This is a genomic window from Streptomyces sp. SS7 (assembly GCF_037993025.1).
Classification (GTDB): Bacteria; Actinomycetota; Actinomycetes; order Streptomycetales; family Streptomycetaceae; genus Streptomyces.
The window spans coordinates 9,051,842-9,077,161 of the sequence record NZ_CP141223.1 but is presented as its reverse complement, the minus strand read 5'-3'; the positions used below and the strand labels follow the sequence as shown (position 1 = coordinate 9,077,161).

Annotated in this window: 13 protein-coding genes and 2 pseudogenes; 8 read left to right on the top strand and 7 right to left on the bottom strand. The window is 73.7% G+C overall.

Features of this window, described 5'->3' with window-relative positions:
- Window positions 1–4 precede the first annotated feature (4 nt).
- Complete coding sequence (locus U5640_RS40845) at window positions 5–469, top strand: cyclic nucleotide-binding domain-containing protein (protein ID WP_340384272.1); 465 nt, start codon at window positions 5–7, stop codon at window positions 467–469.
- A gap of 220 nt (window positions 470–689) precedes the next feature.
- The gene (locus tag U5640_RS40840) at window positions 690–1,112 is read left to right on the top strand and encodes a pyridoxamine 5'-phosphate oxidase family protein (protein ID WP_340384271.1); all 423 of its coding nucleotides are present in this window, start codon (window positions 690–692) and stop codon (window positions 1,110–1,112) included.
- A 107-nt stretch (window positions 1,113–1,219) separates the two neighbouring features.
- Here U5640_RS40840 and U5640_RS40835 read toward each other — a convergent pair whose 3' ends face one another.
- On the bottom strand, window positions 1,220–1,912 hold the full coding sequence (locus U5640_RS40835) for a response regulator transcription factor (RefSeq protein WP_340384270.1): 693 nt from the start codon (window positions 1,910–1,912) through the stop codon (window positions 1,220–1,222).
- 351 nt (window positions 1,913–2,263) lie between these two features.
- Between U5640_RS40835 and U5640_RS40830 the strand changes: the two genes are divergently transcribed.
- The gene (locus U5640_RS40830) at window positions 2,264–3,478 is read left to right on the top strand and encodes a globin domain-containing protein (protein ID WP_340384269.1); all 1,215 of its coding nucleotides are present in this window, start codon (window positions 2,264–2,266) and stop codon (window positions 3,476–3,478) included.
- A gap of 72 nt (window positions 3,479–3,550) precedes the next feature.
- Here U5640_RS40830 and U5640_RS40825 read toward each other — a convergent pair whose 3' ends face one another.
- Both U5640_RS40825 and U5640_RS40820 read right to left on the bottom strand, forming a co-directional pair.
- On the bottom strand, window positions 3,551–4,870 hold the full coding sequence (locus U5640_RS40825) for a hypothetical protein (protein WP_340384268.1): 1,320 nt from the start codon (window positions 4,868–4,870) through the stop codon (window positions 3,551–3,553).
- 162 nt (window positions 4,871–5,032) lie between these two features.
- Window positions 5,033–5,533, bottom strand: a complete 501-nt coding sequence (locus U5640_RS40820; protein WP_340384267.1) for an EVE domain-containing protein — start codon at window positions 5,531–5,533, stop codon at window positions 5,033–5,035.
- Window positions 5,534–5,720: 187 nt separating this feature from the next.
- Between U5640_RS40820 and U5640_RS40815 the strand changes: the two genes are divergently transcribed.
- From U5640_RS40815 to argB, 4 genes and pseudogenes are all read left to right on the top strand, one after another.
- Window positions 5,721–6,812 carry a GNAT family N-acetyltransferase gene (locus U5640_RS40815; RefSeq protein WP_340384266.1) on the top strand — a complete coding sequence of 364 codons (1,092 nt, stop codon included), beginning with the start codon at window positions 5,721–5,723 and terminating at the stop codon, window positions 6,810–6,812.
- Window positions 6,813–6,851: 39 nt separating this feature from the next.
- Window positions 6,852–8,043, top strand: a pseudogene (locus U5640_RS40810) (hemolysin family protein).
- Window positions 8,044–8,221: 178 nt separating this feature from the next.
- Entirely contained in the window at window positions 8,222–9,562 is a 1,341-nt protein-coding gene (locus U5640_RS40805) for a jacalin-like lectin (protein ID WP_340384265.1), read from the top strand.
- Window positions 9,563–9,800: 238 nt separating this feature from the next.
- Window positions 9,801–10,718: an acetylglutamate kinase gene (argB, locus tag U5640_RS40800; RefSeq protein ID WP_340385629.1), complete on the top strand. Its 918-nt coding sequence runs from the start codon at window positions 9,801–9,803 to the stop codon at window positions 10,716–10,718.
- Between the two features lie 7 nt (window positions 10,719–10,725).
- On the opposite strand, the gene U5640_RS40795 is transcribed toward argB, so the two are convergent.
- Together U5640_RS40795 and U5640_RS40790 are read right to left on the bottom strand one after the other, a co-directional pair.
- On the bottom strand, window positions 10,726–11,223 hold the full coding sequence (locus tag U5640_RS40795; protein WP_340384264.1) for a GNAT family N-acetyltransferase: 498 nt from the start codon (window positions 11,221–11,223) through the stop codon (window positions 10,726–10,728).
- Window positions 11,220–11,432 (bottom strand): MbtH family protein, encoded by a 213-nt coding sequence (locus U5640_RS40790; RefSeq protein WP_340384263.1) that lies wholly within the window; start codon window positions 11,430–11,432, stop codon window positions 11,220–11,222. The genes U5640_RS40795 and U5640_RS40790 overlap by 4 nt, the downstream gene beginning before the upstream one ends.
- A 94-nt stretch (window positions 11,433–11,526) precedes the next feature.
- Here U5640_RS40790 and U5640_RS40785 point away from each other — a divergent pair, with 94 nt between their 5' ends.
- Entirely contained in the window at window positions 11,527–12,627 is a 1,101-nt protein-coding gene (locus U5640_RS40785) for an alpha/beta hydrolase-fold protein (RefSeq protein WP_340384262.1), read from the top strand.
- Between the two features lie 35 nt (window positions 12,628–12,662).
- On the opposite strand, the gene U5640_RS40780 is transcribed toward U5640_RS40785, so the two are convergent.
- On the bottom strand, window positions 12,663–14,363 hold the full coding sequence (locus U5640_RS40780; RefSeq protein ID WP_340384261.1) for an ABC transporter ATP-binding protein: 1,701 nt from the start codon (window positions 14,361–14,363) through the stop codon (window positions 12,663–12,665).
- Window positions 14,350–25,306, bottom strand: a pseudogene (locus U5640_RS40775) (amino acid adenylation domain-containing protein). The gene U5640_RS40780 and the pseudogene U5640_RS40775 overlap by 14 nt, the downstream one beginning before the upstream one ends.
- Between the last annotated feature and the right edge of the window lie 14 nt (window positions 25,307–25,320).

Below are 25,320 nucleotides of genomic sequence, written 5' to 3'. Positions count from 1 at the left end.
CGCCATGATCGACATCCCTGCACCCAGCATGCTGCGCGCCCTGCCCGCCGAGCACCGTGAGCGGCTGCTGCGCGTCGCCCGCGAGGTGTCCTTCCCGCAGGGGACGCGGCTGTTCGAGGAGGGCGGCCGGGCCGACCGGTTCTGGATCGTCCGTACGGGCACCGTCGAGCTCGACATGCATGTGCCCGGCCGCCGCGCGGCCGTCATCGAGTCGCTGCGGCACAACGAACTCGTCGGCTGGTCCTGGCTGTTCAAGCCCCACGTCTGGCACCTGGGCGCGGAGGCGGCGACGCCCGTGCGGGCGTACGAGTTCGATGCCACGGCCGTCCGCATGATGTGCGAGGAGGACCCGGAGCTGGGCCGGGCCGTCGGCCAGTGGGTCGGGGACGTCCTCGCCCACCGGCTGCGCTCCACCCGCACCCGGCTGCTCGACCTGTACGCCCCGTGGGGCGCGGCCGGCGCCGTCTGATCCCGCGCCCCGTCCGAAGGGACCCCGCGACCGTCATGGCGCGGGGCTCTTCCGTGTTGCCTCCTGCGTGCCTTTTCCCGGCTCACCTACCTGCGCGTCTTCCCCCGTGCCTTCCTGCGTGCCCTCCGCGTGCCCGGCTCCGTTCGACGGTCCCTGTTACCCGCCCAGAACAGGCCGTCCGGCCCTACCGGGGCCCCGGGGCACGTCCCACGATGGACGGATGGTTCAGAACGATGCCTTTCGTGCGCTCGACCGGCAGGAGTGCCTGCGCCTGCTGGCGAAGGTGCCGGTCGGCCGTGTCGTGTACACCCGACACGCACTGCCCGCGGTCCTCCCCGTGAACTTCACCCTCGACCCGGACGCCTCCGTCGTGCTGCGCACCTCGGCCGCCTCCGACCTGGTCCGTGCGATCGACGGCGTCGTGGTCGCCTTCCAGGCGGACGAGTGGCACGCGGCGACCCAGTCGGGCTGGAGCGTCGTCGTCACGGGGCAGGCGGCCGTGGTGACCGACCCGGCCGAACACGACCGGCTGTCCGCGAGCGGCCCCACCTCGTGGATGCCGATCAGGGACGGCGTCTTCGTCCGGATCGAGCCCGGCATGGTCAGCGGTCGCGAGGTGATCGGGGCCCGGGACAGCGCCTGAGCACGGCGGTACGGCAAGGGCTCACGGGTCCCTTGCCGTACCGGAAGGAGCGTGCGGGCGGGTGCGCCGAGGGAATCGGTGCCCCTCCGCCTCAGTGCCTTTCCGCCTCAGTGCCCCTTCTGCCGGAGCCGGTCCTGGGCCTGGGTGGCGATGACGGCGGCCTGGATGCGCCGTTCCACGCCGAGCTTGGCGAGCAGCCGGGAGATGTGGTTCTTGACCGTCTTCTCGGCCAGGTACAGCCGCTGCCCGATCTGCCGGTTGGTCAGACCCTCGCCGATCAGCGCCAGGATCTCGCGCTCACGCTCCGTCAGGCCCGGCAGGGCGTCCGGCTCGGGCTCGGGCTCCTGGCCCTGGCGCAGCCGGGCCATCAGCCGGGTGGTGGCGCTGGGGTCGAGGAGCGACTGCCCGGCGGCCACGGTGCGGACCGCGGAGACCAGGTCGGTGCCCTGGATCTGCTTCAGCACATACCCGGAGGCGCCGGCCATGATCGAGTCGAGCAGGGCCTCTTCGTCGTCGAACGAGGTCAGCATCAGACAGACCAGCTCCGGCATGCTCGACCGCAGCTCCCGGCAGACGGTCACACCGTCGCCGTCCGGCAGCCGTACGTCGAGCACGGCCACCTGCGGGCGCAGCGCGGGCACCCGTACGAGAGCCTGCTCCACGGTGCCCGCCTCGCCGACCACGGTGATGTCGGGCTCGTCGTTCAGCAGGTCGCGCACCCCGCGCCGGACCACCTCGTGGTCGTCCAGCAGGAAGACCCGGATCGGGTTCTCGGGTTCGGGACGCTCGCCGTCCGCCATCGGATCGCTCCTCGTTCGTACCGTGGGACGCCTGGGCGGCTCCACCCCGCAGGGGCGTGACCGGTCCTGGCCTTACGGAGATCTTGCGTCATCCGGGTCCGCGGGGCCAGGGCCGGTCGGCCCTACTGCGCCGGGTCTCCGGGCCGAAGGGCGGCGGTGTCCCGCCGTACGTCCCGGCCGCCGGGACGTCCGCCGGACCGATGTTCCCGGACCGGTGGGGCCATTGGTCCCCTTTTCGCCGCGGACGGCCGATCAGGCCCGGGATCCGGTCTTTCGCCTGTTAGACAGGGATGCGCCGCCCCGGTCGGGAACGGCGCCCACCCTCTGCTCACGCCCTGCCCGGGAGGCTCCATGCTGTCCGCAGAATCCGCCGCCGTGGTCCGTGCCACCCTGCCCGCGGTCGCCGGAGCGCTCGACGAGATCACCACGCGGTTCTACGCCACCATGTTCGGCGACCGGCCCGAACTGCTGGACGGGATGTTCAACCGCGGCAACCAGGCGAGCGGCGCCCAGCGGAGGGCCCTCGCCGCCTCGATCGCCGGGTTCGCGACCGCGTTGCTGGACGCGCCGGACACCCGTCCCGACCTGCTCCTGGACCGGATCGCGCACAAGCACGCGGCCGTCGGGGTCACCGACGACCAGTACACGGTCGTCCACAAGTACCTGTTCGGCGCGATCGCCGAGGTGCTCGGGGACGCGGTCACCCCGGAGGTCGCAGCCGCCTGGGACGAGGTGTACTGGCTGATGGCGGGGGCCCTGATCGGACGGGAGGCCCGGCTCTACCAGGACGCGGGGGTCGCGCCCGGCGAGGTGTGGCGGTCGTGGACGGTCGTCGAGCGCCGGGAGGAGACGGCGGACGTGACGTCGTTCCTGCTGCGCCCCGCCGACGGCGCTCCGGCGCCGCACGCCCGGGCGGGCCAGTACGTGAGCGTGCGGGTCCGGATGCCCGACGGGGTGCGTCAGCTGCGGCAGTACAGCCTGTCCTGCGCCCCCGGCGGCGAGCTGCGACGGATCACGGTGAAACGGGTCGCGGGGACGGCGGACGGGCCGGAGGGGGAGGTCTCCGCCCTGCTGCACGACCAGGTCAGGGCGGGGGACGAGCTGATGCTGTCCGCGCCGTTCGGCGATGTGTTCCTCGACGAGCCGGCCGACGCCGGCACCCCGGTGGTCCTGGTCTCCGCGGGCATCGGCTGCACCCCCATGACCGGCATCCTGGCCCACCTCGCCGACCTCGGCTCGACCCGGCCGGTGCTGGTCCTGCACGCCGACCGCTCCCCCGCCGAGCACGCGCTGCGGGCGGAGACCCACGCCCTCGTGGAGCGGCTGCCCGGCGCCCGTGCCACGTTCTGGTACGAGCGTCCCGGAGCGGAGGAGCCCACCGCCCGGGCCGGTCTGATGGACCTCGACGGGATCGAACTGCCCCCGGACGCCATGGTGTTCCTGTGCGGACCGGTGCCCTTCATGCGGGAGGTCCGGGGTGCTCTGCTGCGCGCCGGCGTCCCGGCCCGGCGGGTCAGGTACGAGGTCTTCGGCCCCGACCTGTGGCTGCCCGCCCCGACGGCGTGAGGACGGGCCCCGCCGACGGCTCCGGCCCCTCCCCGACCGCTCCGGGCGCGCACGACGGCTCCCGGCCCGGGTTCACAGGTGGTGCACCCGGGCGGAGCCGTCGACCCAGTGCCAGTTCACCGGGGCGTACTCCTTCTTCCACGCCGTACGCCCGCGGGCGTAGCTCTTGAGGGCCGCCTCCACCGCGGCCGCGAGGCCGTCGAGGTCCTCCGGGACGGGCACGCGGAGCAGCAGGTGCTGCCCCCGGTGGGCGAGGAGGAGCTCACCTGCGGGCGTGACCTCCAGGAGGGTGAAGTGGGTGAGCGCCTTGTACGGCTTGTCCTCGGTGGACATGCGGGAGCGCAGCCGGCCGTCGGCGCTCCAGGCGTACAGGCCGAAGCGGTTGAGGTGGAAGGCGCGGGCGCGGTACGGATCGCCGACCACGGTGAAGCAGAAGCCGGTGAACGGACTGTCCTCGTACCGGTCGAGTCCCTCCAGACGGCCCCGGACCGTGCCCTGGTCGTCGAGGAGCGCGAAGGTGAAGACCTGGCCCCGGTTGCCGGAGCGGTGCAGGCGCCCGAAGACGGGGACGACGAACAGGTCGTCGCCCAGCGCCGCGGGCCGTCCCAACGTGCAGTCGCGGTAGTCGAAGGGGCGGCCGGAGTCCCGGGACACGATCTCGGTCAGTGAGGGCGAGGGGCGGTTGCCGCGGCCCACCGGCGCGCCCCGGTGGCGGACGTGGGCGTAGAGGTCGGCGTCGGTCTGCCGGTCGGTGCGCGCGTCGTGCGTGGCGAGGGCCCGGAGGGTGGCCCTGGAGCCGGGGGCGAGGCGCTCGCCGGGCTCGGAGAGGGCGACGATGTTGGGGTGCGCGCCGGCGAAGTCGCTCAGCCCGTACTCGGACGTCACGCACAGCAGCCGGCCCGAGGGCGTGACGGATATCGACGCGGCGTACGGGTCGCCGTTGCGCTCCTTCTCCTCCTGCCAGCCCCAGGGCATCCGCCAGGAGGCCAGGACGCGGCTCAGGTCCGCGGAGATCAGATGGGTGCTGCCCGGTTCGGCGCTGACGGCGACGGTCCCGTCCGGGAGGACCGCCAGCGTCGGCGCGGTGCCCTCCTCGACCGCCGAGGGCGTGCCGTCCGGCCGCGGTTGTCCGTACAGGGCGACGGCGACGGGCCGTCCGTCGGTGCCGTGGCGGGTGATGAGCTGACAGGCGAAGTTCTGCTCGGCGGGGTCCGTCGCCGCCTCGGCCTCCCGTCGATAGCGCCTCGCCCCGGACAGCACGTAGGTGTCCCCGGCGGGCGTGGCCACCGCGTGACGGGTGACGAACCTCCACCCGTCACCGGCGGGATCGATCCGACGGGCGGCCGTCAGGGAAGCGGGCAGGGTCAGCGGCGAGGTCAGCGGCGACGTCATGATCGGCATCCTCCTCCGGGCCACTGACAACGCCCGGGCGGTGGAGGTCGGGGGCTCACGGGGCGGGTGTCCGTGGAGGAGACGGGTGTCTGCGGCCCGGTCGGCCGCCGTCCCGCGCGGGAGCGCCCCGGCGCGCTCCTCGACCGCGGGTGTGCCCGCCCCTCATCGCTCCATCGCGCCGCGCAGCACCTCGAAGTCCGCCACCGCCAGCGGCAGCAGGCCGAAGCGCAGTTGGTAGCCCCAGTTCCGCTCCCGGGTCAGGAGCAGTTCGTGGGTGACGGCGTACAGGGCGACGGCGTGCACCGGCGCGAAGTCGACGGTCCGCCGCCAGGGCCGAACCGTGCCTCTCTCGCCCATGTCCACCACCTCGTCGGCGAGACGGGGCTCGTCGTCGGCGACGGTACCCAGCGCCGTGAAGGCGCGCAGTCTCTCCCGGCCGCCCCTGTGTTCGGTGGGCGAGTAGAAGACGAATCCGTCTCCCCGGCGCAGCCGGACGAGATTGCGGCGGGCGCCGTGGTTGAGCTGGATCCAGCCGTACCGGCTCGCTCGGCGGGCGTGGTCGGCCGACACCACACCGAGCCAGGCCCGCTCCGGCGGAACGGCCTCCTCGCGGGCCGGCGCTTCCTCACACCCCAGGGGGATGACGGTCTGCAGGCTGTGCACGGGAACTCCTCACCTCGTGGAATGCCGTCCTGGCGCGCCCATGGTGGCCGTCTTACCTGACACGTTCCGTCATGTTTTCCCCGAGGCGATTCACTCGTCCCCGTGAGTACTCGGCTGAACGTTCACATGGGCCAGTTTTCCCGTTCCGGGCGCCTGACCTGCGCGTACCGTCGACGATGGAGATGCCATGACCACCACCGCTCCGCGTATCTCCATCGTGCACCCCCGTGATCTGACCGCCGCAGACCTCGACCACTGGAACGACCTGCGCGCCGCGACCACGACCGCCGCCAACCCCTTCATGAGTGCCCAGTTCAGCCAGGCCGTCGGCCGGGTGCGACACGACACCCGGGTGGCGGTCCTGCGCCGAGACGGCCGCACGGTCGGCTACTTCCCCTACCAGAGAGGCCGTTGGGGCTGCGGCCGGGCCGTCGGACTGGGCGTCTCCGACTGCCAGGGCGCGGTCCTGGACCCCGGTCTGCACCTGGATCCGCACCAGCTGATGCGGGCCTGCGCCCTGAACACCTGGGAGTTCAACCACCTCGAAAGCGGCCAGGACCTCTTCCTGCCGTACGCGACGGGCCAGTTCGCGTCCCCGGTCGTCGACCTCACGCACGGGTTCGCGCACTACGAGCAGCATCTGCGGGCCCACGCCCGCAGCTTCCTGAAGACGGCGCGGGCCCAGGAACGGCGGCTCGGCCGGAACATCGGGCCGGTCCGCTTCGTCCACGACGACCGCAGCCCCGCCGCCCTGCGCACACTCGTCGCCTGGAAGTCCGCCCACTACCGCCGCACCGGCCGACGCGATCCCTTCGCCCAGCCGTGGATCGCCCGGCTGGTGGACGGCCTCGCCGCGACCCGGGCGGCGGACTGCTCGGGGACGCTGTCGGTGCTCTATGCGGCCGGCCGGCCCGTCGCCGCCCACTTCGGACTGCGCTCCCGCACGGTCCTGTCCTGCTGGTTCCCCTCGTACGACCGGGCCCTCGCGCCGTACTCGCCGGGCCGCATCCTCTATCTGCGGATGATCGAGGCGGCGGCCGAGTCCGGCATCCGGCTGGTGGACTTCGGCCGGGGTGAGGCCCCGTACAAGAACTCCTTCAAGACCGGGGACCTCATGGTCCACGAAGGGGCGTTGCGGACGGCGGGACCGGCCGCGGCCGTGCACTGGCTGCGCCACGAGCCCGTGCGCGCCGCGCACCACCTGGTGCGCTCGCACCCCGCCCTGAAGAACGGGGCGGTCCGCTTCCTCAGGGCGGTGGGCACCCTGCGGCACCGGTGACCGGATGTGTCACTCCGGCGCACGGCGGGGTGGTGGCGCGTGAGTGCCACGAGCGCCGTGCTGGGCCTGCCGGCCGTTCTCGTCCTGCCGCCGGCACCGGCTATTCCGTCGCGCAGGAGTTCGCCTACGTCTCCGCCGACCGGCTCGCCCTGGGGTGGGGCCCGGGAGGCCGAGGCGGGCGACCGCAGGGCCGCCCGTGCGCTGCGGGTGCTGGAGCGCCTGTCGTTCATGCTGTCGGGCGCCCAGCTCGGCATCACCGTCACCGGCCTGGTGGTCGGCTTCCTCGCGGAGCCGTCGGTGTCCGCGCTGCTGGAGCCGGCGCTGTCCGGCCTCGGCGTCCCCGGCGCCGCGGCCGGCGGCATCTCCGGGGTCCTCGCCTTCGTGGGCGCCACCGTCGTCCTTCGGAAGGTCGTCGGCCCCCTGGTGCGCGTCTTCGACGGAGCGGCGAACGGGCTGCTGCGCAAGGCGGGCGGTCGAACCGGTCGAGGAGCTCCACCACGGCGCCACCCTGGAGGAACTCGGCCATCTGATCGGCGAGTCCCGGGAGCAGGGCGAGCTGCCGAAGGACACCGCCGCGCTGCTGGACCACGCCCTGGAGTTCTCCGAGCGCACCCTGGACGAGGCGACGATGCCACGCGCGGACGCCGTGTTCGTCCGCAGGGAGGCCTCCGCCGCGGACGCGGTCGGCCTCATCTCCCGGCACGGCCACTCCAACTACCCGGTCCTCGGCGACCGCCCCGACGACGTCGCGGGTGTGCTCGGCGTACGGGACCTCCTGGGGCTGCCCGCCGACCGGCCGGCCGGCACCAGCGCCGGGGCGGTGGCCCGGCCGCCCCTGCTGTCGCCGGACACCCTCCCGCTGCCGGACGCGGTGGAGCAGATGCGCTCCCGCGGCGACGAGTTCGCGGTCGTCCTGGACGAGCACGGCGGGGTGGCGGGCATCGTCACCTACGAGGACATCGCCGAGGAACTGGTCGGCGACATCGCCGCGTCGGCTCGGTCCACGCCCGCGACGCTGGTCGCCCGCGCCCGGGGGAGGCAGGTCACCGCGGCCGGCCTGGGCCGACCCGTGCCGGAGCCGACCGAGCGGGACACGGTCGGCCACGCCGTCGAGGAACCGCGGCGCCGACGGGCCTCACTGGCCGTGGTCCGGGACGAGACGGGCCGGCTCACCGGCCTGCTCACGCTCGACGACCTGCTGGCCCGGCTGCTGCATCCGCAGGCGGCCTGAGCCCGGCGCACCCCGACGGGCGCCGGCGGGCTCCATGACGGGAATCCGAATCGTCCGTGTACGGGCGGCGACTCCTCCGAAAGTGCGGGCAAACTCTGGACACGAATGTGGTAACCAGCGGTAACTTCCGCCATATTCTTGTCCGCAACCGCTTTCCCCCCTCCAGGAGACACACCACATGCGCAGACTCCTCGCCTGCCTGGCGGCGACAACCGCCGTTCTCGGTGGGCTCGCCGTGGCCGCCCCGCCCGCCACGGCCGCCGACTCGGGCACCTTCAACGTCCTCAGCTACAACGTGGCCGGACTGCCCGAGGCCCTCTCCAGCGCGTCGACGCCCCGTCAGTCCAGCACGACCACCATCGGCGAGCGGATCGCGCCGTACGACATCGTGCATGTGCAGGAGGACTTCAACTACCACGCCTACCTGTACGCGGGCGACACCACGCACGCCTACCGCACCCCCACCAGCGGCGGCGCCGGGATCGGCAGCGGGCTCAACACACTGTCGAAGATCTCCTACGACGGGGACGACTTCGAGCGGGTGCGCTGGAACTCCTGCCAGCTGGACTCCGGTGACTGCCTCACCCCGAAGGGCTTCACCTTCATGCGTGAGCGGCTCGCCGAGGGGGTGTACGTCGACTTCTACAACGTGCACACCAACGCCGGGACCAACGACGGCGACCTCGCCTCGCGCGCGGACAACCTGGCGCAGCTCACCTCGTTCATCTCGACCCACTCCGCCGGGAACGCGGTCGTGGTGATGGGCGACACCAACACGCGCTACACCCGCTCCGGCGACACCATCGGCGAGTTCGCCGCCGCCAACGGACTGACCGACGCCTGGGTCCAGCTGATCCGCGGCGGCTCGGCGCCCGCCAAGGGCAGCGACGCCCTGGTCTGCGACCAGTCGGGGGCGACCGTCCCCAACACCTGCGAGGTCGTCGACAAGGTCCTCTACCGGGGCAGCAAGCTCGTCTCGCTGAACGCCACGACGTACAACAACGAGCACGCCAAGTTCCTCACCTCCGGCGGGCTGATGCTCTCCGACCACGACCCGATCGCCGTCGGCTTCACCTGGTCGCGCAACCCCGCCTTCCAGCTGAGCGACCAGTACGGCGGTCCGCACGGCGACTACTACAACGACATCACCGCTGTGCCGGCCGGCGGTCGCGCCTCCACCATCGCGCTGCGGGCGGGTTCCCGGGTCGACCAGCTGAGCGTCACCCTGTCGAACGGCACCACCCTGACCCACGGCGGGACCGGCGGCACCGCCTCCTCGCTGACCCTGGGCAGCGGTGAGTACGTGACGTCGGCGTACCTGTGCCAGGCCCAGAAGGACGGCCGCACCCGGATCTTCTACGCGAAGTTCACGACGAACCTCGGCCGCACCCTGGCCGGCGGCACCACCACCTCGGACTGCGTGACCCGCACCGCACCCGGCGGCTGGCAGATCGCCGGCTTCCACGGACGGTCCGGCGACGAGGTCGACAAGGTCGGGTTCATCTACACCCAGCGCTGATCCGCCTCCGCCGCACACGTACCACCCACCGCCCGGGGCCTCGGGGAGAACCTCTCCCCGAGGCCCCGGGTGCATGCGGCACCCCACCCAAGGGAGGTAATTTAGGCTAGGCTCAGCTAACCAATCTTGGGGTCCGGATGACTCGACGGCCCCCTGTTGCACGGGGAACGGCGCGACGCGTGACCACACCGGGACACCGCACAGGGGAGCGAGCATGACCGCAGGGGCCGCAGACGTGATGACCGCCGTCGCGGAGCACACACACCGTCAGACCCCGGCCGGCGGACCGCGGCCGGCCGAGGAACTCCGGGGCAGCACGGTCGTCGTCAAGTACGGCGGCAACGCCATGGTGGACGAGAGCCTCCAGCAGGCCTTCGCCGAGGACGTCGTGGAGCTGTGGCACGCGGGGCTGCGCCCGGTGGTCGTGCACGGCGGGGGCCCGCAGATCAGCGCGATGCTCGACCGGCTCGGGCTGGAGAGCCGCTTCGAGGCGGGCCTCAGGGTCACCACCCCGGAGACGATGGACGTGGTGCGCATGGTGCTCTCGGGCCGGGTCCAGCGGGATCTGGTCGGGCACATCAACGCGCACGGCCCCTTCGCCGTCGGCATGACCGGCGAGGACGCGCACACCTTGACCGCCGTACGCCGGCCGGCCCGGGTGGACGGCCGCCCGGTGGACATCGGGCTGGTGGGCGACATCGTCGACGTCAACCCGGGCGCGGTGCGGGCCCTCCTGGAGCAGGGACACATCCCCGTGGTCTCCCCCGTGGCACGCGGCGAGGACGGAGAGGTCTTCAACGTCAACGCGGACCTCGCGGCGTCCGCGCTGGCCGTGGCGCTCGGCGCGGCCCGTCTGGTGGTGCTCACCGATGTGGAAGGGCTGTACGCCGACTGGCCGCGCGGCACCGAGGTGATCGAGCGTCTCACCGCCGACGAACTCGACCTCCTGCTGCCGGAGTTGGCGACCGGGATGCTGCCGAAGATGGAGGGCTGCCTGCGGGCCGTCCGGGCCGGTGTGCACCGGGCCCGGGTGCTCGACGGGAGAGTGCCGCACGCGCTGCTGCGCGGCCTGCTGGGCGAGGAGCGGTCCGGGACGACCGTGGTCCCGGGCACCGGGGCGGGCGGGGCGCCGCACGGGCGGACCCCCGTCCGGTAGCGCGCCCCTACAACGCCCGCCCCAGGGCCCGCGCGTCGCGCCGCGGGCCCAGGGAGCGCACCCAGTCGGCCGGCGCCGGACTCGGACCCGTGGGCGCGAAGCCGTGGCGCAGGAACAGGCCGCCCCCGCCGGTGGTCGCCGTGAACAGGGCGCCCAGCGACAGGGTGCGGGCCCGGGCCGGCGCCGCCTCCAGCAGGCGCACCCCGGTTCCACGGCCCTGCCGGTCCGGCGCCACGCAGAAGTTGCAGAGGACGCCGGCCGGGCCGTGCCCGCCGTCCCCGTGCACCCGCAGGCCCAGACACCCTTCGAGGGTGCCGTCATGGGCCTGCACCACGAGGAAGTCGGCCGCGTGGGCCGCGTACAGCGACAGGGGCCGCTCCCGCAGCGCTCCCGACCGCACGAACGGACGGGACAGCGCGGCGAGGGCGGCGGCGTCCGCGGGACACGCGGTGCGTACGAGCGGCACCCCCAAGGGGTGCGCGTACGACAGTCCGGTGGCGGTCACGCATCCCCGGACGCGGCGAGGGAACGGGGCCGCAGATCGGTCCAGTTCGCCTCGACGTACTCCAGGCACGCTTCCCGGGTGGTCTCGCCGAGGGCGACCGTCCACCCGCCGGGCACCCCGGCGAAGGACGGCCAGAGCGAATGCTGGCCCTCGTCGTTGACCAGGACCAGGAAACGGCCGTCGGCGTCGTCGAAGGGGTTGGTGCTCATGCTGAGTGCCTCCCGGAAAGGTCAAGATTAGGTTAGCCTCGCCTAATTGGAATGAGCCTAACCTCTTCCCCTTCCCCCTCACAAGGAGACGCTCATGCGGGGCCTCCCGGCCGAAATGACAGACGGCTTCGCCGAGTTCGGGCTGTCCGGCGCACCCGGCACCGACGCCTTCTGGGCGGCTGCGGGAGCGCCCGTGTCGGTCCCCGCCGAGGACGGCGGCTGGCGCACCCTGTTCCTGTGGCGCGGGCCGGAGGCGATCATCGGTTTCGAGAGCTGGTCGCAGCCGGTGCCGCTGCGCCGGTGGGGCGCCTCGGACTGCTGGTACGCGGAGGTCCGCATGCCGGCGCGGCTGCGGGTGACCTACCGGTTCCTCGTGGGCGACGAGACGTACGCCGACCCCCTCAACCCGGTTGCCGCGGGCGGTGACCGGTCCATCGCCGCGACGCCGGACGCCCCGGCCCAGCCGCACTGGCCCGCGGTCGGCGCGGACGGGGTGCTGCCCGTGCCGCTCGCCCGGATCCGCTGGGCCGGCGGCCGGCTCGGCGGGCGGCGCACGGTCCGCATCCACCCGGCGGGCGGCGGCGGACCGGTCGTGCTGCTGCTGGACGGGGACGACTGGCTGTATCTGCACCCGGCCATGACCGCGTTCGACTCGGCCGTCGCCGCCGGTGACCTGCCCCCCGTCACCCTCGTCTTCCTCCCGGCCCGGGACCGGGTGGCCGAGTTCGCGTGCCGGCCCGACCTGTGGGAGGCGGTCCGCGACGAACTGCTGCCGCTGGTAGCCCGGTCCGGGACGCCCGCCGACCCGGGGCGGCTGGTGGTCGCCGGGCAGAGCCTCGGCGGGCTGAGCGCGCTGTACGCGGCGCTGGAGTTCCCGGAGCTGGTCTCCCGCGTGGCCTGCCAGTCGGGCTCGTTCTGGTGGACGCCCGACGCCCTGGACCGCGCCGACCCACTGGGCGGCCCGGTCGGCGGTGCCGTCGCCGACCGGCTGCGCGGGCGCCCCGATCTCTCCGGCCTGCGGATCGCGTTCGACGTGGGTGAGCACGAGCGGCGGATGCTGCCCCACTGCGAGCTGACCGAGACCCTGACCCGGCAGGCCGGCGCCACCGTACGGGTCTCCCGGTCGGCGTCCGGCCACGACCGCGCGGGGTGGCGCCACGCCCTGCTCAGGGATGTCGCCTGGGCCCTCGGCTAGACATTCGGGTCACCGCCTAGCGCCTGCCGGCAGGATCACCTGGTCACGGCCGCCCGGTACGCCTCGTCCGTCGCCAGCAGGTTGCGGTGGGTGTCCTCGGCCGTGATGACGCCCTCGTCCAGGACGAGGACCCGGTCGGCGGCGTCCAGCAGGGCCGGGCTGCTGGTGATGACGAGGGTGGTGCGACCGCGGCGCAGACGTGCGACGCCCCGCGCGATGAGCTGTTCGGTCACCGCGTCCACGGCCGTCGTCGGGTCGTGCAGCACCAGGACCTCGGCGTCGGCGGCCAGGGCGCGGGCCAGGGACAGCCGTTGGCGCTGCCCGCCGGAGAGGTTCGCGCCGCGGTCGCGGACGGCGTGGTCGAGTCCCTCGCGGTGCAGGGCGACGACATCGGTGAGCAGGGACGCCTCGACCGCCTCGGGGACCAGCCGACTGGTGCCCGAAGGGTCGATGTTGGTGCGCAGGGTGCCCGCGAAGATCTCCCCGTCGTAGGGGTTGACCAGCAGGTGCGCGCGGAGCGCCTCGATCGACAGCTCCGCCAGTTCCCGCCCGCCGACCCGCACCACGCCCTCGTACGCGGCGGGCGGCACGTCGACGGCCAGCACCGACGCGAGGTCCGCGGCCGTACGCGGCTGGTAGGCGGCGATCGCCACGAACTCACCTGCGGACACCTGGAGTTTCAACCGGCGCAGGGACCCGTACCGCACCCCGTCGAGCTCCAGTCCCCCGCCCGCGGCCGGGTGCTCCGGCCCCGGAACCATGACCGGCGGCGCGGCCAGCACCAGCGCCATCCGCTCGGCCGAGGCGCGGGCGATCATGACGTACTTGGGCATCTCGGAGAACAGCTTCAGCGGCTCCATGATGAACTGCGCCAGCCCCACGGCCATGACGAGCTCCCCGATGTCGATCCGGCCCTCGAACGCCAGCCAGCCCGCCGTCAGGGTCACCGCGCCGGCGAGCACCGCGTTCAGGGCCAGCGCGGTGCCCGCGTAGGCGCCGTTGACCTTGGCGACCGTGACCGCCTGGCGCTTCGCCTCGGTGCTGACCGTGCGGTAGGAGCGGAACGCCGCGTGGTTGCCGCCGAAGCCGTGCAGCGGACGCAGTCCGGTGATCAGGTCGGCGACCTTCGCACCGGCCCGCGCCACCCGCGCCTGCTGTTCCCGGGTGCTGGAGCCGATCCGCCGGGACAGCACGCTCAGGACCGCCATGATGGCGACGGTGCCCACGATCACCAGCAGACCGAGCCGGAGGTCGGCGAGGCCCAGCGCGAGCGCCGCGACCACCACCGCGACCAGCGAGCTGATCAGCAGCGGTACCACTTCGACGATGTCGGCGGTCTGGTCCGCGTCCTCGGTGGCGATGGTCAGCACCTCGCCGGACTTGAGGTCGACGTCCCGGGCCACCGGCTGGAGTCCGCAGGCCGCGACCCGCACCCGCCAGCGGTGCGCCTCCGTGGTGTTGGCCTTCTGCAGGACGCGCATGCCGAACCGCCACGACAGCGAGACCGTCGTGATGATCACGGCCAGCGCGGCGATCGACAGACCGAGCGAACCGGGGCTGCGGTGGCGCATGGTGTGCTCGACGATCAGGCCGAGCGCGATCGGGAACGCCGTCTCACCGGCCTGGTACAGGCCCATGAGGAGGGTGCCCCCGGCCATGGCGCCGATGTTGCGGCGCAGGGCGGTGCGCAGGATGTCGGACCCCGTGCGGGGCCGCTGGGTGTCAGGAGTGGTCATCGAGGTGGCGGGCCATCGCTTCCGGGGTGCGCAGGGCGAACAGGTCTCGGATCGTGACGACGGGGCCGTACTCGCGGCGGAGCAGCCCGACCAGCCGTACCGCCAGCATGGAGTGCCCCCCGAGGGACACGAAGTCGCTCACCGCGCTCACCTCGTCGTCATCCAGGTCCAGTGCCTCGGCGAAGAACTCGCACACCACGGTCTCGGTCGGCGTCCGGGGGCCCCGCTCCCCCGCCGTGGTCAGCGCGCCCAGCGGCCTGGCCTCGGGCAGTGCCTTCGTGTCAGCCTTTCCGTTCACGGTCAGCGGGATGCCGTCGACCTCGGCGTAGTGCGTCGGGCGCAGGAAGTCCGGGAGCCCGGCGCCGACCTCGGCGGCGACCGTCGCCAGGTCCGCCCCGTCCAGCACGAGATAGGCGGCCAGCCGGTGGGAGCCGTCGACCTGCGGGTCCGGCTGGGCGACCGCGGCGACGAACCGCACCGCCGGGTGCGCCGCGAACACCGCCTCGACCTCGCCTGGTTCGACCCGGTGCCCGCGGATCTTGACCTGCTGGTCGGTGCGGCCCAGGTACAGGAGGTTGCCGTCGGGCCGGCGGATCACCAGGTCGCCGGTGCGGTACATGCGCTCGCCGGGCTCGCCGAACGGGCAGGCGACGAACCGGTGCGCGGTCTGGGCGGGCTGCCCGAGATAGCCGCGCGCGATGCCGATGCCCGCCACGTACAGCTCCCCGGGGACCCCGTCCGGCAGCGGACGCAGCCAGGGGTCGAGGACATGGACGTCGGTGTTGTCGATGGCCACGCCCACGACCGGGTCCGCGCACTCGAAGGTGCCGACGCCGAGGGTGTTGATGGTGTACTCGGTGGGTCCGTACAGGTTGTAGCCGACCGTGCCCGGGGTCTCGGCGAGCCGCTGCCACAGCGTCGGGGTGACGGCCTCACCGCCCAGCAGCACCAGAGCCGGGCGCCGTGCCGGGTTGTCGAGGAGCCCCTCGGCGACCAGTTGCTGGGCGTAGGTCGGGGTCACGTTGACGACGTCGATGCCGTGCTCCAGGCAGTACGTGACGAGCCGGGGCGCGTCACGGCGCAGTTCCTCGTCGCAGATGTGCACCTCGTGGCCGTCGGCGAGCCACAGCAGCTCCTCCCACGACATGTCGAAGGCGAACGACACGGTGTGCGCGATCCGGAAGACCCGGTGGCCGTGGTCGGCCAGCACCGGTTCGAAGATCCGGCGCTGATGGTTGATCAGCATGTTGGTGAGACCGGCGTACTCCGTCACCACGCCCTTGGGCTTTCCGGTCGAGCCGGAGGTGTAGATCGTGTACGCCGGGTGCCGCAGCCGGTCCGGGTCGCCGGGCGCGAACGTCACGAGCGGCTCGGCCGCGGGCAGCGGACGGTCCAGCTCGATCAGCTCGCCGGTCGGGCCGGCCAGCCGGGGCGCCACCGGGCCGACGGTGAGGACGACGTCCGGGCGCGCGTCCTCGACGATCGCGGCGATCCGCTCGTCCGGGTGGTCCAGCTCCAGTGGCACGTACGCGGCGCCCGTCCGCAGGACGGCGAACAGGGCGACGACGAAGTCCAGGGAGCGCGGGAGCGCGAGCGCCACGGTCCGTTCGGGGCCGATGCCGCGCGCCGCGAGCACCCCGGCCAGGGCGCGGCTGCGGTCCCGGAGCCCCGCGAAGGTCAGGGTCGCGCCGTCGGTGACCAGCGCCACCCGTCCGGGGTCGCGGTCGGCCGCCCGGTCGAACCGGTCGACGACGGTGTCCGTGCCGATGTCCGTGCGCTCGCCCCGCTCGGGCTGCGGCGCCGGCCCGGGCAGCGCGCCGACCGGTCCGGTCGCCCGGGTCAGGTCGTCCAGCACCCGCAGGTAGTCGTCGAGGAGCCGGCGGGCGGCCTCGGTGTCGCCGTCGCGGTACTCCAGCTTGACGGTGAGCCGGTCGCCGGGGGTGACGACCCAGGTGTAGGGGTAGTGGGTGGAGTCGTCCGCCTGGACCGAGACGATGCCGTGGCGGGCGTTCATCTCGGCGAACGCGTCCAGGTCGAGGAAGTTCTGCAGTACGAACAGGTTGTCGAACAGGGTGTCGTGCCCGCCGGCCCGCTGGATCTCGCCGAGCCCCAGGTGCTCGTGCTCCATCGCCTCGACCCGGGCCGCCTGCACGCCCGACAGGTAGGCGCGGACGGAGTCGTGCGGCCGGGGCCGGGTCCACATCGGCACGGTGTTGAGCAGCACGCCGACGACGTCCTCGAGGCCCTCGCCCTCGCGGCCGGAGACGGTCACGCCGAACACGGCGTCGGCGCGGCCCGTGCGGGCGCCCAGCAGCAGGCCGAGGGCGCCGGTGAGCACGGAGTTCAGGGTGACGCCGTGTGTCCTGGCGGCCTGCGCCAGCCGCTCCGAGCGGGCCGCGCTCAGGGTGTGCACCAGGGCGCGCGGCAGGTCGTCCGGGAACACCGGCGCCGGTCCGGCGAGGAGCGTCGGGCCGGGGAGTTCGGCGAGGTGCTCCGCCCAGAAGCGTTCGGCCGCGGCGCCGTCCCGGGCGGCGAGCGCCCTGGCGTGGTCCTCGAAGCTCGGCACGGCCGGGACCGGGACGGGCGGCTCGCCCGCGACGACGGCCTCGTAGGCGTCGAACAGGTCGCGCAGCACGATCTCGCGGGACCAGCCGTCCCACAGCAGCAGGTGGTAGCTGAGCAGCAGCCCGTCCCGGCCGTCGGGCAGCCGGACCACGGTCAGCCGGACCAGCGGCGGCTCGCCGGGGTCGAAGCCGGTGGCGCGGTCGCGGGCGCGCAGCGCGTCGACCTCGGCGTCCGTGGCGAGTTCGACGGTGCGCACCCCGACCCGCCGGCCCGCCCCGAGGACCTGCACGGGGTCGCCGTCGTCGTCGGTGCCGAAGCCGGCGCCGACCACGGGGTGCCGGGCCGTCACGTAGGCCATGGCGTCGGCGAGCGCGTCCGTGTCCAGCCGCCGGTCGAAGGTGAACCAGCTCTGCGCGACGTAGTGTCCGGCCGGGCCCGCGAGCTGCGCCTGGAAGTACAGGCCCCGCTGGAGGGGGGTGACCGGTGCGGTGCGCTCGGCCCGCGCGGAGACGTCGGCGAGGTGCTCCAGGGCGCCGCGCCAGTGGTCGAGGAGCGTGTCGGGGACTCCCTCGGCGAGCGTGAAGTCCGCGTGCAGGCTTCCCGTGGCGGCGTCGAGCCAGGCGTTCACCTCGACGGCGTACCGGCTGCCCTCGTCGCCGCCGGTGAGCGGCACCGCCCGGGACTCGCTGCCCCGGCCCAGGTAGTTGAGGAGCACCTGCGGGCGGGCGGTCAGCAGCGGGGCCGTCTGCGGGTTGAGGTACCGGAGCAGGCCGTAGCGGACGTGCGCGCGCTCGTCGGGCTGGCGCCGGAGGAGTTCGCGCGCCGCGGCGACCGGATCGGTGTGCGGGGTGAGCCGTACGGGCGCGACGGCGGTGAACCAGCCGACCGTGCGGGTGTAGTCGTGGTGCTCCAGGACCGGGACCCGGCCGTGCCGCTCCAGTTCGACCGCCAGATCCGTGGGCTCGGGCTGGACGCGGGTGAGGGCGGCGCGCAGCGCGCCGCAGAGCAGTTCGGTGAGGCCGATCCCGAGCGCGGTGGGCGCGACGCGGGTCACCCGGTCGCTGACGTCGGGCGCGAGGACGACCGTGGTCGCGCGGAGCCCGTCGACGGCGGGGAGCAGCGGGGGCGCCTGGAGCGTGGTGATCCAGTGCCCGAGGTCCTCGGTCGTGCGGGCGGCGTCGAGGGCGAGTGCCTCGGCGTACTCGGCGTACGAGGTGGTCGGGGCCGCCAGGGCCTCCGCGCGCAGGGCGGTGGCCAGGTCGTCCAGCAGGACCAGCCAGGACACCGCATCGACGGCGAGGTGGTGCACGGTGACCACGAGGGTCCGGCTGTGCTCCAGCCAGGAGAACGCGACGACCTCCCCGGCTTCGGGGTCGAGCCGTCCGGCGGCGTCGTTCGCCGCCGTCGTGGCGTCGGTCGTGTCCGGCCGTACGACGGTGATCTCGCCGGCCGGTTCGGTCCGCAGGGTCCAGACCCCGTGCTCGGTCCGCAGCCGGAGCCGGAGGGCCGGGTGGGCGGCCACGACGGTACGCGCGGCGCGCTCGACGTCGGCGAACCCGGTGCCCTCGGGGGCCAGGAGGGTCCGGGCCTGGGCGAACCGGGCGAGGGAGCCGCCGAGTTCGCGTTGGCGCAGGATGATCGGCGTGGCGGGCAGCGGGCCGTCCGTGCGGCGGTCGGGTGCGGGAGCTGCCGCGGCGCGGGGTTCCCGGGTCCTCAGGTGCGCGGCGAGCGCGCGGGGGGTCCGCAGGAGGAACACGTCGCGGGGCGCGACGGGCAGGCCGAGCGCCCTGGCCCGGTTGATGAGGGTGATGGCGACGATGCTGTCGCCTCCGGCGCGGAAGAAGTCGGTGTCGGGGGTCGCGTCGGTGTCGTGCAGCACCTCGGCGAAGAGGGCTGTCAACGCGGTGAGTGCGGCGTTCTCGTCCGCGGGCGCCTCCTGGCCGGTCGCGCCCCGCGGCGGAGCCGCCGATGCAGACTGCCCCGCGCCCCTGGGCGGCAGCGCTGCCGCACCGGCCACCAGGGCCTTGCGGTCCAGTTTGCCGTTCACCGTCAGGGGGAGGGCGTCCAGCGTCCGTACGCGGGCCGGCACCATGTGCACCGGCAGCTTGGCGGACAGCCGGGCGGTGAGGTCGTCCGGGACGCGGCCCACGACGTGCGCCACCAGGTGGTCGCCGTCGGCCGCGACGGTGACGGCCGCGTCGACCACCCCGTCCAGTTCGCGGAGCGCGGTCTCCACCTCGCCCGACTCGATCCGGAATCCCTTGAGCTGGACCTGGTCGTCGGCGCGGCCGGTGAATTCGAGCGCGCCGTCGAGGGTACGGCGGGCGAGGTCACCCGTGTGGTACATGCGGGAGCCGTCGTCCCGGAACGGGTTCGCCACGAACCGGGACGCCGTGAGCCCGGGACGGCCCAGATAGCCGAGCGAGACCTGGTCGCCGGCCACGTAGATGGCGCCCACCGTGCCGGGCGGGACCGGCCGGAGCCGGTCGTCGAGGAGGTAGGTGGCCAGCCCGGGGATCGGGCCGCCGATGGGGCTGACGTCGTCCCCGGCGAAGTCCTCGTCGGTGAGCACCCGGTGGGTGACGTGGACGGTGGTCTCGGTGATGCCGTACATGTTGACCAGCTCGGGCGCGGCGGTGCCGTGCCGTTCGACCCAGCCGCGGAGCCGCCCGGGGTCCAGCGCCTCGCCGCCGAAGATGATCCGGCGCAGGGCGGGCAGCGGCTCGCCCGCGTGCCGGTCGGCCTCGATGAACTGGTAGAACGCCGACGGCGTCTGGTTGAGCACGGTCACCGCGCGCTCGCGGACCAGGCGGTGGAAGTCGACCGGGGAGCGGGTCAGCCCGTACTCCGGCACCAGCAGCTCGCCGCCGTGCGCCAGCGCGCCCCACAGCTCCCAGACCGCGAAGTCGAAGGAGAAGGAGTGGAACTGGACCCACACGTCCTGGGGGCCGAAGTCCATGTCGCGCCGGGTGTTGCCGAGCAGGGCGACCACGCTGGAGTGCGGGACGACGACACCCTTGGGCCGGCCGGTGGAGCCGGAGGTGTAGATCACGTACGCGGGATCGTGCCGGCCGGCTTCGGCGGCGGGCGCGGTGGTGGCGTGCCGCGGCGGCCGGGGTGCGCCGCCCTGCACCAGCACCCGGGCCGGGACGTCCGCCCGGGCCAGCAGCCGGGTGAAGCGGTCGCGCTGGTCGCGGTCCACGAGGACGACCTGGGGAGCGGCGTCCGCGAGGACGTACTCCAGCCGCTCGTCGGGGTAGGCCAGGTCCAGTGGCACGTACGCGCCGCCCGCTCCGACGACCGCGACCAGGGCGACGACCTGCTCCACGGAGCGCGGGACGGCGACGGCGACCCGTCGGCCCGGTCCGACCCCGGCCGCACGCAGGGTCGCGGCCAACTCGTCCTTCGCCGACAGGAGTTCGCCGTAGGTCAGGGAGCGGGTGGCGCCGTCGAGGGCGCACTGGGTGACGGCGGTGGCGGCCGGGTCGCGGCGGGCGGCGGCGTCGAAGAGGGCGCCGAGCGTGGCCGGTGCGAGGGGCGCCGGACTCCGGTCGTCCGCGGTGAGGTCGGCGACCGGGGTGTTCCGGCCGGCTGAGCAGTGCCGTGAGGGTCCGGGCGAAGGTGTGCAGCAGCGACCGGGCGACCGTCTCGCGGATGAGCCGGCCGTCGTGGATCAGGTTGAAGCGGACCCGCCCGTCGGGGGTGCGCTCGACGACCAGCGTCAACGGGTAGTGGGGGGCGCCCTCGTTGACGACGCCGGTGACGGCCAGGGTGTCGCCGGGCCGCCGCAGGGCCGCCACGTCGGTGGCGACGTCGAACACCACCAGGGTGTCGAACAGGGCGCCGGCGCCGACGAGCCGGCCGATCCTCGCGAGCGAGACGTGCTGGTGCGGCAGCACCGCGCTCTGGTGTTCCCGGACCGAGGCGAGCAGTTCGCGCGCGGTGGTGGTCGGGGTCCAACGGGCCCGCACGGGGATGGTGTTGATGAACAGGCCGACCATGTCCTCGATGCCGGGCAGGTCGAGGTCGCGGCCGGAGACCGTGGAGCCGAAGACCACGTCCCTGCCGTGCAGGACGGAGCCCAGTGTCACCGCCCAGGCGCTGTGCACGGCCACGCTGAGCGGCACGCCGGCCGACCGGGCGGCCGCGTCGATGTCGTCCTCCGGCTCCAGGAGGGTGTCCGCGAAGCGGTCGGAGGGCGTGTGGCCCTCGGCGACCAGGCAGGGGCCGGGCAGGTCGCGGAGCTGCTCCCGCCAGACGCGGTCGCTCGTGTCCTCGTCGTGTCCGGCGAGCCGGCGCACGTAGTCGGGGAAGCCGCCGAGGGGGTACACGGTCCCCGGCGCGTGGTACTCGGCCAGCAGCGCCCGGAGCATCGGCGGCACCGACCAGCCGTCGGCGACGAGGTGGTGCACGGTCTGCACCAGGACGTCACGGCCGGGGCCCCCGCGCACGAGGGTGTACCGCATCAGCGGGCCGGTCGCGAGGTCGAACCCGGCGCGGCGGTCCCGCTCGGCGAACGCGCGCAGTTCGGCGTCGGTGATGCCGGGGCGGTCGAGCGTGCGGAACGGCGCCCGCGCCCCGCTCTCCAGGACGGAGACCACCCGGCCGTCGGCGAGGGCCGTGAACCGGGCCGCGAGGTTGGGGTAGAGCGCGAGCAGCCGGGTGGCCGCCGCTGCCAGCCGGTCCGCGTCCACCTCGCCGTCCAGCGTGAGCAGTTGCTGCTCGACGTAGGAGTCGGCCGAGTCGTCGTCGAAGACGGAGTGGAAGTAGAGGCCTTCCTGGAGCGGGGTCAGCGGCAGAACGTCCAGCAGCCGGGGGCAGTCGAGGGCGTCGACGTCGGCCTGGGTGAGCCGCACGAGGTCGAAGTCGCTGGGCGAGCGGCCGCCTTCCTCCAGCGCGGCGAGTCCGGCCAGGGCCGTCCGGTAGTACGTGGTGAGCGCGGTGATGTCGTCGTCGGTGAACATCCCCTCGGGCCAGGAGACGGTGGTGACCAGCTCGTAGGCGCCGTTCGCGGCGGGTTCGGCGATGGCGTTGAACTCCAGGGCGCGCGGCAGACGCATGTCCGGGTCGCGCCTCTCGCCCAACTGACCTGTGGTGTGCGCGAGCTGCCAGTCGCCGGGGGCTCCGGCGGCGAAGCGGCCCAGGTAGTTGAAGAGCACCTGGGGGGCGGGCGCCTCGAACTCGGCCCCGGCCAGGTACCGCAGGGCGCCGTAGGACACGCCGTTGTCCGGGACCCGGGCGAGGTCCTCCTTGACCGCCTTGAGCGCGGCGGCCAGGTAGGAGGGCGCGGTGAAGTCGGCGGTGTCCCCGGGGTCGACGGTCACGGGGAACAGGGTGGTGAACCAGCCCACGGTCCTGGACAGTTCGGGCTCGAAGCCGGCGGAGGGCGCCACGAAGGAGGTCTCGCGGCCGTGGCCCTCGAGTTCGATGTGGGCGAAGGTCTGCCGCTGGCCGAGGTCGCGGCGCCACCGGGCGAGGGCGACGGCGAGCGCGGTCAGCAGGACGTCGTTGACCCCGGCGTGGAACTTCGCGGGGATCTCGCCGAGCAGCGCGGCCGTGATCTCGGGGCCGACGGGGACGGTCCGCAGCCGCTCCCGCGCGACGGTGTCGGCCGCGGACAGGGCACGCCGGCCCACGGGCAGGTCCTCGCCCGGCAGGGGCCGCCGGTAGTACGCGCTGTCCGCGTCGAACGCGGCCCTTTCGAGGAGTTGGGTCCAGCGCCGGAAGGAGGTGCCCGCCCTGGGGAGTTCGACCGGGACGCCCCCGGTGTGCTGCCGCCATGCGGTGGCGAGGTCCTCCATCAGGATCCGCCAGGACACCCCGTCGATCACCACGTGGTGGGCGACGAGGACCAGTTGGCGGGCCTCGCGGCGCCAGACGGCCCGCAGCATCGCGCCGCCCGCCGGGTCGAGCCCCGCGGTGGCGAGGGCGACGCACGCGTCGAGCGGCCGGTCGCTCTCCTGCCAGCCCGCCACGGCCCGGTCGGGCTCGGGGATCTCGAAACTCCACCGGTCGCCGCGGACCAGCCTGGCGCGCAGCATGTCGTGCCGGCGGACGACCGCGGTGAGGAGGGCGTCGAGGGTGTCCGCGGTCAGGTCGGCGGGGGTGGTCAGCACGACGGACTGGACGAAGCCGTCGATGGCGTCGGTGGTCTCGCCGAGCCACTGCACGACGGGGGATCCCACGACGGAGCCGGTGGCGACATCGCGGTGGTCGACGGACGGGACGTCCTCGCGGCTCGCCACCGCGGCCAGCGCGCCCACCGTCCCGTGGCTGAAGATCTGCCCTGCGGTGACATGCAGCCCGGCCTCGCGCAGCGCGCTCAGCAGCGAGATCGCGAGGATGCTGTCCCCGCCGAGCTTGAAGAAGTTCTGGTCGACGCCCACCTCGTCGAGCCGCAGGACGGCCGCGACGGCCGCGCACACCGCCCGCTCGTCCTCGGTGACGGGCCGCACGAGCGCGTCCGTGCCGATCACGGGCTCGGGGAGCGCGGCCCGGTCGAGCTTGCCGTTGGCGGTGAGCGGGAACTCCGTCAGGACGACGACCTGGGCGGGCACCATGTACTCCACCATGTGCGCGGCGGCCCACGCCGTGACGTCGTCGGCCCGCAGGTCCTCGTTGCCGGCCGCCGGGATGACGTATCCGACGAGGTAGGTGCCGCCCGCCGTGTTCTTCTTCGCGACGACGCAGGTGTGCCGGACGCCGGGGTGCTCCGCCAGCCCGGCCTCGACGTCCTCGATCTCCAGCCGCATGCCGCGGATCTTGACCTGGTTGTCGGCCCGGCCGAGGAAGTCCAGCGACCCGTCGGCGGTGAAGCGTGCGAGGTCGCCGGTCCGGTACAGCCGGGAGCCGTCGGCGGCGAAGGGGTTGGCGACGAACCGGGAGGCGGTCAGTCCGGGCGCGCCCACGTATCCGCGTCCCAGCAGGAAGCCGCCCACGTACAGTTCGCCGCCGACGCCCACCGGGACCGGGCGCAGTTCGTCGTCCAGGACGTAGAGCTGGGTGTTCGGGTTGGCCCTGCCGATCGATGTCGTGAGGCGTTCGGCCGCGCCCCGGTAGATGACGTGCGAGACGCCGATGGTCGTCTCGGCGGGGCCGTAGCCGTGGTACATCGGGATGTCGAGCGTGGTGCGGAAGCGTTCGTAGAGCTCCGGGGTCAGCACCTCGCCGCCGCACCACACGTGCCGCAGGCTGTCCAGGCGCCCCGAATCGCCCGCGATCTCCAGCAGCACGTCCAGCATGGACGAGACGAGGTAGGTGAAGGTGACGCGCTGTTCGGCGATGACGGCCAGCAGATGGTGCGGGTCGCGTTCGCCGCCGGGCCGCAGGACGACCAGCCGGCCGCCGGACACCAGGGGCAGGAAGATCTCGTTGACGGAGATGTCGAAGGACAGCGGCGCCTTGAACAGCGAGGCGTCGTCGTGGCCGAAGTGCAGGATTTCGTGCACCTGCCACAGCAGGCGCTCGCTGATCGCCTCGTGCCGGATCATCGCGCCCTTGGGCCGCCCCGTGGAACCGGAGGTGAAGATGACGTAGGCCAGGGCGTCGCCGGGGACCGTGACCCCGGTCGGCCCGGTGGGATACGCGCCGAACCGCCAGTCGCCGAGGTCCACGGCCACGGCGTCCGGTTCGCCCGGGGCGGCCTCGCCGGAGGCGTCGAGCTGGAGGACGACCCGGGCGTCCTCGATGACGACGGCCCGGCGCGCGGCGGGCCACTGCGGGTCGAGCGGGACGAACGCGCCTCCCGCCTGGAGCACGGCGAGCAGGGCGACGACCATGTCGGCGGAGCGGCCGAGGGAGATGCCGACGACCTGTTCGGCGGTGAGCCCGCGCTCGATCAGGTGGTGGGACAACTGGGCTGCACGGTCGGCGAGCTGACGGTAGGTCAGGGTGCGGTGGGGGTCGACGAGGGCGACGGCGTCCGGCCGGGTGCGGGCCTGCTCGTGGAACATCTCCACGAGGGTGGGGCGATCGCGGTCGGACCGGGTGTCGTTCCACTCGGCCAGGGTCGCGAGGCGCGCCGCCGCGCTGGACGGGCCGATCGTGCCGAGGTGCCGGTCGGGGAAGTCGGCGAGGTCGTCCAGGGCGAGCTGGGCGTCGGCCAGATGGACGCCCTCGGGCACGGTGATGCTCCGCCCGTCCGCGTGGACCTCCCAACCGGCGGGAGCGGCACCGCCGTTGTCGACCCAGCGGAGGACGTCCGCGAAGGGTGTGCCGGCGGTGAGGTCGATGCCGTCGGGACTCAGGCCCGTCGCCCAGTACGCCAGCCCGACGGCGCAGGCTTCGGCGACGGTCCGGTCGCCGTGGTCGCCGATGCGCCGGCGTACGTCAAGAAGGCGATCGGTGGACAGCAGTACGAGACGAGCGCTCGATTCCATCGACGACTCAACGC

Bases quoted from the DNA above. Each gene is read 5' to 3' on its own strand.
- U5640_RS40845 (WP_340384272.1), top strand. From the start codon at position 5: ATGATCGACATCCCTGCACCCAGCATGCTGCGCGCCCTGCCCGCCGAG.
- U5640_RS40840 (WP_340384271.1), top strand. From the start codon at position 690: ATGGTTCAGAACGATGCCTTTCGTGCGCTCGACCGGCAGGAGTGCCTG.
- U5640_RS40835 (WP_340384270.1), bottom strand. From the start codon at position 1,912: ATGGCGGACGGCGAGCGTCCCGAACCCGAGAACCCGATCCGGGTCTTC.
- U5640_RS40830 (WP_340384269.1), top strand. From the start codon at position 2,264: ATGCTGTCCGCAGAATCCGCCGCCGTGGTCCGTGCCACCCTGCCCGCG.
- U5640_RS40825 (WP_340384268.1), bottom strand. From the start codon at position 4,870: ATGACGTCGCCGCTGACCTCGCCGCTGACCCTGCCCGCTTCCCTGACG.
- U5640_RS40815 (WP_340384266.1), top strand. From the start codon at position 5,721: ATGACCACCACCGCTCCGCGTATCTCCATCGTGCACCCCCGTGATCTG.
- U5640_RS40805 (WP_340384265.1), top strand. From the start codon at position 8,222: ATGCGCAGACTCCTCGCCTGCCTGGCGGCGACAACCGCCGTTCTCGGT.
- argB (WP_340385629.1), top strand. From the start codon at position 9,801: ATGACCGCCGTCGCGGAGCACACACACCGTCAGACCCCGGCCGGCGGA.
- U5640_RS40790 (WP_340384263.1), bottom strand. From the start codon at position 11,432: ATGAGCACCAACCCCTTCGACGACGCCGACGGCCGTTTCCTGGTCCTG.
- U5640_RS40785 (WP_340384262.1), top strand. From the start codon at position 11,527: ATGCGGGGCCTCCCGGCCGAAATGACAGACGGCTTCGCCGAGTTCGGG.
- U5640_RS40780 (WP_340384261.1), bottom strand. From the start codon at position 14,363: ATGACCACTCCTGACACCCAGCGGCCCCGCACGGGGTCCGACATCCTG.